Origin of the sequence: Pseudoflavonifractor phocaeensis (assembly GCF_016901955.1) — a bacterium.
Taxonomy (GTDB): domain Bacteria; phylum Bacillota; class Clostridia; order Oscillospirales; family Oscillospiraceae; genus Flavonifractor; species Flavonifractor phocaeensis_A.
The window spans coordinates 1-8441 of sequence record NZ_JACJLC010000107.1 but is presented as its reverse complement, the minus strand read 5'-3'; the positions used below and the strand labels follow the sequence as shown (position 1 = coordinate 8441).

Here is an 8441-nt window from a genome sequence, read left to right as displayed (position 1 = left end):
TTGACAGTTGTATTTTCCTTGGCCTCACCAGAGCTAATCTGTTCTACCGTAGCCACTCGCACATAAACCGCAACAGTCATTCCTTTCCCTCCATATCTTCAAAGATGTCCTTGAATTTCCAGACGATTTCGATGCTGTCCTGTCCGCGAACATAGATAGCGTCGATCAGCGCATGGGCAAGCTCGTAGGTAAGCCCCTCGTTCCTCTGGTACTCGCCGAGTACCGTGTTAAGCCTCTCATCAGAGCAGGGATGCTCAGAATCAAGCTCCTGCATCCGCTCATGGCCTTTACGGATCGCTTCTTCGTTCTCGGACATCTTTGCGTCTGTCTCTGCTTTCCGTTTGAGGTATTCCGCCTTTGTGATACTGCCGGAAGTGTACTTCTCATACAGCCGGAGCTTCACTGCCTTGAGCTGTTCCGACTGCTTTTGCAGATCGCGAATCGTGTCCGCGCATTCTGAAATAGCAGATTTCCTGCGCTTACTGATTTCGTGATTCTTCATGGCTTTCTTTTCTGCCAGCGCCAGCATTTGCCCAATCGCATTGTAGGCAGCATTCTCAAGCCATGCCTCGCTGTATCTCTCGCCAACCGGACACTCCGTATCGCGGTCATTCATCGAGTGCGTACACTGATAGAAATATCCGCTCACATTCCTGTTCTTACGCCGGGTCAGGGCGCGTTTGCAGTTGCCACAGCACACAAGACCCTTGAGTGGATAATAGTGCGGGTTGCGTTTCGGCTTCTTTACGCCGCCCCGGATAACTTCCTGAGCCATCTCGAACTCTTCCTTGCTGACAATGGCTTCGTGCATCCCTTCCACAACAATCCAGTCTGCCTGATCCTGCGGGATGCTCTTCCGTGAGCCGACACCGGCGGACTTGCGCCTGTGGCCTACCGTCGCTCCGGTATAAACATAGTTGGTCAGGATTTTATAGACCATAGATGCCGTCCAGCTTATTGATGGATACAATTGACCTGCGGGACAAGCTGGAAGAAATCGCTGCGGCAGAGTATCAGAATGGCGGAAAGTACATCCGCCCCATTGCCCTGTTTCAGGCCCAGCCGAAGGGCAAGGAGGACGCGACTACTTTTGAAAAGCTGCGGGCGGAGCTGATGAACACCGGGATTCCCGCCGAACATATTGCCATCCGCACCGCCGATGTGAATGAGCTGAAAAATGTGGACTTGTTGTCCCCGGACTGTCCGGTGCGGTACATCATCACGGTAAACGCGCTGAAAGAGGGCTGGGACTGTCCCTTTGCCTATATTCTGGCTTCCCTTGCCAACAAAACCAGTCAGGTGGATGTGGAGCAGATTTTAGGGCGTATTTTGCGCCTGCCCTATACTGTGGAGCACAGGGCAAAGGCCCTGAATATGTCCTATGTGCTGACTTCCTCCAACGATTTCAACGATGCAGTGCAGCAGATCATCCGAGGACTGAACAGCGCCGGATTCAGCGACAGGGATTGCCGCCTTGCCGAACCGGTAGAACCGGCCAAGCCCGCACCAGTACCGGAGCAGCTTCCCATAATCGAGCCGGAAGCCTCGCAGGAGGATTTTGCTGGGCTGGACGGGAAATCCATCGGGGCAGAGCTGCAACGGCGCAGAGAGAGCGAAAATTCGCCGGAATCCGCCCCGAAAGCGGACAGTATGCTTGCTGAGGCCCAGCAGGCAGGCGACGCATACAATCAGGCGGTGCAGGGCGCGAACAACGACCCGTTTGCAGCCGCTCTGCCGTGGGAGAGGTACGCGACAAGGTGAACACATTCCACATCATCCCTCAATATCAGGAAAGCGTGGACGGCCTGCTGATCCCACAATTTTTCCAAGTGATCCCGCAGTCCCTGTTTACCGATGGGGATAAGGTGCTGTTGAGCAAGGAAATGCTTGCAGACGGCTTCACCCTGAAAGGCAAGGCATACGACATTGATTTTGCCGCAGCGGACGATGAGATCGTCAAAGTCGATGTGGAAACTGGCCGCAGTGTGCCGAGGGCTTACCAGATGGAAGCTGCCGACCAGCGGTATTTCAAGGAGTATTTCAGCAGTTTACCCCCGGAAAGCCGCGTGCGCCAGTGCAAGGACATGATGATTCACCAGTTGGACAAGCTGAACATGGTGGATGGCAGCGATTTGCGCGCCTATGTCAATCTCATTGTGGACGGGATGGATCGGGAACAGCTTGCCGCGATGGAAAAAGCCCCGCTGGGCTTTGCCGCAAAAATCCGAGCTAAAATCGAGACTCTGCTGGATCAGCACTATAAGGAGACTTTCTTTACATGGCTTGACCGGGGCAAAATCGTGTGCGAACCGTCTTACCGTCTGCCATCGGCAATCCATCCTACAAACAGTACGGCGATTTACGGAAGGTCACTCTATGAAGCCGAGGAGGACATGAACGCGCTGGAACAGGATTTGGTGAAGCGGCTGACGGCCATTCCCAATGTGCTGTGGTGGCACCGAAATATCGCCCGGCACGGGTTTGCCATCAATGGGTACTTCAACCACTACCCGGACATTATGATTATGACGCAGAGCAGCAAAATCATCCTTGCCGAAACCAAGGGTGAGCATCTGAAAAACGATGATAGCCGCGAGAAGATCGAACTGGGCGCAGCTTGGCGGAATGCTGCGGGGAACCAGTACCGCTATTACATGGTGTTCCGGGACGAGGAAAATCTGCCGCATGGAGCGGTGAGTATGGGGCAGTTTTTGGAGACAGTTGAAGCCCTATAACAAGTGAATAACCGCATCTCATGTTTTCTGATGGGGCAGCAGAGAAATCTGCTGCCTTTTCTTATGGTGACTACCCTGTGGGGACTCGTCCCGCAGGGCTTGTCATAAATAAACGCGCAGGGAGGCGATACAGGTGAAAAGACAAATTTGCGCAAAGGAGGTGGCATACCCATGCAGCACAAGAAAAAGGCTGTAAATTCGATGGAGGCAGGATATGGCAAAACCGCTTGACCCCAAGAAGATAGAATCGGCCCGTCAGTTTAGCAGCCGTGCCGAGCGCAGGGAACAGCGGCGGAAGCTCATGCAGGACGAAATTGCGGAAAATCAGCGCAGCAACGGCGTGATTGTGATTCCCCCTAAAAAGTTGCAGGAAGTACAGCAAGAGCGCCCAAAACTGCGTGTTGCGGCGTACTGCCGCGTCAGCACACAGGAAGAAGAACAGGTTGGCAGTTTTGATATGCAGGTCCGGCATTTTACCCAGCGGATTGAAGGCAATCCTGATTGGGAGCTGGTGGAAATCTATCAGGACGAGGGCATCAGTGCTACAACCGTCAAAAAGCGCCTTGGCTTTCAAAAAATGATTGCCGATGCAGTAGACGGGAAAATTGATCTGATCCTTACCAAGAGCATCAGCCGTTTTGGCCGGAATATTGTGGATATACTGGACAATCTGAATATTCTATCGGCGCTGAATCCCCCTGTCTCGGTGGAATTTGAGACGGAGCACATCACCTACACAGGCGATGGAAAGAACAATCTGTTAATCGTTCTTCTGTCCGCGCTGGCTGAAATGGAGTCCCAGCAAAAAAGCGAGGCCATTAAAGCGGGTATTCGCTGGCGAATGGCTGAGGGAATTTACAAATTCTCTGTACAGAATACGCTGGGATTCTACCGCGACCATTTTGGACGCTTGGTGATTGAGCCGACCGAGGCGAGGATTGTTGAGTACATCTACGAAAGTTGCTTGGAAGGGGGAACGCCGTCTGAGAGTGCGGCTGCACTGACCGAACAGGGGATTAAATCCCCTATGGGCAACGATAGCTGGTCTGCCGGTACTGTCCGCAGCATCCTCCGAAACGAAAAATACTGTGGTGATGCCTTGATGCAGAAAACCTATACCAAGGATTTCCGCACCCACAAGTCCGTGAAAAATACAGACCTGAATATGTACTTCAAGGAAAATCACCATACAGCAATTATCAAAAAAGAGGACTGGCTGAAAGTGCAAAAGCTGCTGTCTGAGCGGCACACTTCACCCCATAAGGCGAAACTGCGTTTCCTGAGCAATCGATTTGTCGCTCATCGCGTCAAAGATGGCCTGTTCAAAGGGTATTTGATTCTTGATTCCCGGTGGTCTCCTGCTGAACGGCAGGAATTTATGAAAATTGTCGATGACACACAAGATAATACGAAATGAAAGGATTTTTACAATGAATTTTGATTTTTCTTCTCTGAATTTTGAAACGATTGACTCCAACATCAACGCTTACCCGGATATGTACCTCAACCAGAACGGCGTCACCTTCACCAAGAAGGTGCTTGAAGATCTGGGGTATCCCGCCTATGTGCTGTGCCTGCTAGATGCCAAGGCGAAGGTATTCGCAATCCGTATGTGCAAGAGTAACGAGCCGAAGGGGTTTAAGTTTTCTAAGCCGCGGGGTGAACAGAAGGGCGTTGTGACGATTTCCAGCAAGAATCTTCTGGAACCGCTCCGCGCTGCCACGGGCGAGGATTGGGTTCCGGGCAAGCGGTACCGCGTTCGCGGTTTCTGGGTCGCTGATGCGAAAACTATGTGCTTTGATTTGAACGAGGGCGTTCAGGAAGATTTCCGTCCGAATCCTACCAATAGCGATGCCAAGTAAGCACAGAACCGTTTGACCGTATAACCGTATAAAAGAGATGAGCACGGCCCGTTTGTATAGGCTGTGCTCATCTTTGTTCTTTCTCAAAGTAGTAGTGCTCTTTTCCTTCTGCAAATTAGCCGATTTCTCTACGCCATTTTTACGCCATTTCTGCGTGGGACTGCATAGAGAAATATGAAGTTATAATTTGGTTGGTTTTGCGTAAAACCGCGCTATATCAGGCTTTATCGGCGTTTATGGAGAGGTATGGAGATATAGAATCCGGCGTTTGAACGCCGATTCCTAATTTCATTGATCTCCACATCTCCTTTATTTGCAAGGCCCGGCAGCCCGGGCTGTGCGGTCCGTTCCTTGATATACGCTGGAAGTGTGTCTAGTGTACCACAACAGAACCGTTTTCTCAAGGCCAACCGGACGTGTGGCGGGCTATTGCCGCCGGGCTGTTCCCTTGCAATGGGATAAGGATTCCTGTAAAATGTAGAAAAAGGATCGAGAGGAGGCTGGCTCCATGGAGCAGGCGGCAGTCAGACTGGGGGAGCGGAGCAGGCTGCCCTATCTGGATATTTTAAGGGCCGGGGCTACCTATCTGGTGGTGTTGCTCCACTGTATCAGCCCGTATATTGGAGCCGCCCAGCTGTTCGGCCATAAGAGCTGGTGGCTGTGCAACATTCTGAGCGCCTTTGTCCGCATGGGGGTGCCCTTGTTTTTCATGATCAGCGGCTATCTGCTGCTCAGCGACCCCAGGACCCTCCAGATCAAAAGCTTCTATAAAAACCGCTTTGGCAAGCTGGTGCTCCCTTTCCTGGTGTGGGACGTGGCCTACTATCTGTTCAATTCCCTGGTTCAGGAGCGGCCCCTGTCCCTGCTGACTTTTTTCCAGGAGCTGCTAAACCAGGGCAGCCACTATCATCTGTGGTTTCTCTATCAGCTGGCTGGCATTTATCTGTTGACGCCCTTCCTCAAGCGGATCGTTGACAGCTGTACCAAAAAGCAGCTCTTTCTTCTGCTGATCATCATTCTGATGCCGGTGACCTTTTTCCGACTGTTCAACCTGGTGGCCCAGCCCTATCTCCAGATCCAGATCTGGGATGTGCTCGTTGAGGGCTATGTGGGCTTTTTCCTGCTGGGTTACCTGCTGGGCGCCATTTCTTGCTCCGCTCAGGCCAGAGGGTGGATCTACCTGGGGGGTATTGCCGGGCTGGTGCTGGGGGTGGTGGGCAACTACCTCTGCTCCTCGCCGGAGGATATGGTATTGTATTTTAACGCGGGCTACGCCATCAATCACTACCTTACCAGCGCTGCGGCCTTTGTGCTGGTGAAGTATCTGCCCCAAACGCTCCAGCACAGGCTGGAACGGCTGGCAGCCCCCATCGCCCACATGTCTCTGGGGATCTACTTCATCCATCCCATGGTACTGGCGGTGGTGGCCTGGCTGGTGGAGACCGCCTCTCCCGCCCTCAATGTGCTGCTGTGGTTCCCCCTGTGTGCCGTGGGCTCCACCGTGGCCGTCTGGGTGATAGATCGGATCAAATGGCTCAGAAAGCTCTTGCTATCGTAAAAAAGAACGCCCGCGGTCCTGGCAATGCCAGAGCCGCGGGCGGCTTTTTCCTTCTCCGTGGGAGACCGTATTCAGCGGAGGGCCTGCGCGATGGGGGATTTTTTACTTGCGGTAATCATAGAAACCAATGCCGGTCTTGCGGCCCAGCTTGCCGGCCCGGACCATCTTCCGCAGCAGCAGGGAAGCACGGTATTTGGGGTCGCCGGTTTCCTGATAAATGGTGTCCATAATGGCCAGGCATACGTCCAGGCCCACCAGGTCGCCCAGGGCCAGGGGCCCCATGGGGTGGTTGGCGCCCAGCCGCATGGCGGTGTCCACGCCCTCGGCGGAAGCTACGCCAGTGTAAAACAGGTCGATGCCCTCGTTGATTAGAGGGATAAGGATCTTATTGACCACAAAGCCGGGAGCCTCGTTCACCTCCACGGGTTCCTTGCCGATGGCCCGGGCCAGCTCCGTGATGACGGCGCAGGTCTCATCGGAGGTATGGGCGCCCCGGATGACCTCTACCAGCTTCATGACGGTGGCGGGGTTGAAGAAGTGCATGCCGATAAACTTTTCCGGCCGCTTTGTGGCGGAAGCGATGGCGGTAATAGAGATGGAGGAGGTGTTGGAGGCGAGGATGGTTTCAGGTTTGCAGATGGCGTCCAGCTCCGCGAAAATGCTTTTTTTCAGTTCCAGATCCTCCAGGGCGGCTTCCACCACAAGGTCGGCGTCGGCGGCCTGGTTCAGATCGGTGGTGAAGCTCATGCGGCCCAGCAGGTCGGCCTTGGCCGCCTCATCCATCTTGCCCTTGGCGACCAGCTTGTCCAGCCCCTTGATCAAACGGCTCTGGGAAGCCTGGATAATAGCGTCGTTGATGTCCCGTACCACGACCTCATACCCGCTGCGGGCAAAAACCTGGGCAATGTCCAGCCCCATGGTGCCGCCGCCGATGACGATCACTTTTCTCATAACGGTGTACCTCCTGATAAAATGATGGTGTCCGGTTCTGTGGGATAATAATGAAACAGCCCGTCCTGTTCCCGCTTGTGCAGCCGGCCTTTTCGCATGAGTGTGCAAAGATGAGCGACTGTTTCTCCCATGGCAAACCAGCGTTGATGGGGCGGAAATTCCGCCCAGGGCAGTCCGTGGACCGACCATCTGATGCGCCCTGCCGTATCGTAGGCGGTGCAGCCGGGATGTGCGGCCACTGCCTGGAAGATCTCCTCCAGCCTGCGCTGGTGGTGGTCGATGATCTGGTCAATACGGACGCGGACATCCTTTCCCGCCGCCCGATGGGCGGGAAACGTGGCACGGATGGGCAGTGCGCGGATTTTTTGCAAGCTGGTAATGTAATCGGAGAGGGAATCAGATATGCCGGGCCACACGCTGATATTTGGCGTAATGTCAAAGAGGATATGGTCTCCGGAGAAGAGCAGCTTCTCCCGGGGCAGATACAGCGCGGTATGGCCTGGTGTGTGGCCGGGGGTATGGACAGCGATAATTTCTATGCCCTCCATAGGGAGAAGCTGGCCGTCAGCCACCGGGATAATAGGATAACCGGGCCTGGGCGCGTACCGCATGCCTTGATTGCCTTCAGCCTGACGGTCCAGCTCCTCCTGGGGAAAGCCTTCCCGCAGGAAGTCGGGGAAAAGGGAGGGGATACCACCTGCCTGGGTATATGACTGGTAGTAATCCCGCTCCACCTGCCCCATATAGACCGGTACTCCTCTGTCTGCCAGCTCCCACACCAGGCCGGTGTGATCGGAGTGGAGATGGGTGAGAAACAGCGCCGTCCTGGACCAGTCCAATCCCAATGTCTCCAGTCCGGCCAACAGATCGGCCTTACACTCCGGACGGTTGAACCCGGTGTCAATGATCAGTGTGCGCTCCGGTGTACGTATCACGTAGCAGTTCAGATTCCGCAAGGGATTTTGCGGCAGCCGCACAGGGACGCAAAAAATCTCCGGGCTGGTCCATACCTGTTCGATCGCACTCATGAACTTCCTCCTGTTTTTAAGGCTGGCTGGGCACTGGCTGATCGTACTTACTTATTCTGGAAGTTCTTCTCGGCCCGCTTCTCCAGGAACGCGCCCATGCCCTCGTCCTTGTCGGCGGTGCCACAGCACACGCCGAAGGCCTCGGCCTCAAAGGCGGAGCCGGTGGCGATGTCGGTCTGCATGCCCATGCGGATGCAGCGCTTGGACTCCTGCACGGCGATCTGGGCGTTGGCGCAGATGGCGTTGGCCAGCTCCATGGCCTTGTCCATCAGCTCCTCGGCGGGATAGACCTCGCTGACCAGGCCGA

The 8441-nt window shown here is 54.5% G+C and carries 9 protein-coding genes; 5 read left to right on the top strand and 4 right to left on the bottom strand.

All coding sequences use genetic code 11. The annotated features are described in order from the left end of the window. Positions 1-76: 76 nt before the first annotated feature. Positions 77-940 carry a recombinase family protein gene (locus H6B51_RS15310; protein ID WP_243421353.1) on the bottom strand — a complete coding sequence of 288 codons (864 nt, stop codon included), beginning with the start codon at positions 938-940 and terminating at the stop codon, positions 77-79. Positions 941-960: 20 nt separating this feature from the next. On the opposite strand from H6B51_RS15310, the gene H6B51_RS15305 reads away from it, so the two are divergent. The 5 genes from H6B51_RS15305 (at position 961) to H6B51_RS15285 (ending at position 6155) form a co-directional block, all read left to right on the top strand. Further along, positions 961-1761, top strand: coding sequence for a DEAD/DEAH box helicase (locus H6B51_RS15305; protein WP_204884505.1), 801 nt, complete (start codon positions 961-963; stop codon positions 1759-1761). Then, positions 1737-2735, top strand: a complete 999-nt coding sequence (locus tag H6B51_RS15300) for a hypothetical protein (RefSeq protein WP_204884504.1) — start codon at positions 1737-1739, stop codon at positions 2733-2735. Before H6B51_RS15305 ends, H6B51_RS15300 begins: the two co-directional genes overlap by 25 nt. 214 nt (positions 2736-2949) lie before the next feature. After that, complete coding sequence (locus H6B51_RS15295) at positions 2950-4152, top strand: recombinase family protein (RefSeq protein ID WP_204884503.1); 1203 nt, start codon at positions 2950-2952, stop codon at positions 4150-4152. Positions 4153-4165: 13 nt separating this feature from the next. Further along, positions 4166-4597: a hypothetical protein gene (locus tag H6B51_RS15290; protein WP_204884502.1), complete on the top strand. Its 432-nt coding sequence runs from the start codon at positions 4166-4168 to the stop codon at positions 4595-4597. A 508-nt stretch (positions 4598-5105) separates the two neighbouring features. After that, positions 5106-6155, top strand: a complete 1050-nt coding sequence (locus H6B51_RS15285) for an acyltransferase (RefSeq protein ID WP_204884501.1) — start codon at positions 5106-5108, stop codon at positions 6153-6155. Positions 6156-6257: 102 nt separating this feature from the next. Here the strand turns inward: H6B51_RS15285 and H6B51_RS15280 are convergent, their stop codons facing one another. From H6B51_RS15280 to H6B51_RS15270, 3 genes are all read right to left on the bottom strand, one after another. Then, complete coding sequence (locus H6B51_RS15280; protein WP_204884500.1) at positions 6258-7106, bottom strand: 3-hydroxybutyryl-CoA dehydrogenase; 849 nt, start codon at positions 7104-7106, stop codon at positions 6258-6260. Next, positions 7103-8134, bottom strand: a complete 1032-nt coding sequence (locus H6B51_RS15275) for an MBL fold metallo-hydrolase (protein ID WP_204884499.1) — start codon at positions 8132-8134, stop codon at positions 7103-7105. Before H6B51_RS15275 ends, H6B51_RS15280 begins: the two co-directional genes overlap by 4 nt. Positions 8135-8181: 47 nt before the next feature. Continuing rightward, the coding region (locus H6B51_RS15270) for an enoyl-CoA hydratase-related protein (RefSeq protein ID WP_243421352.1) at positions 8182-8441 on the bottom strand (260 nt) is incomplete at its 5' end.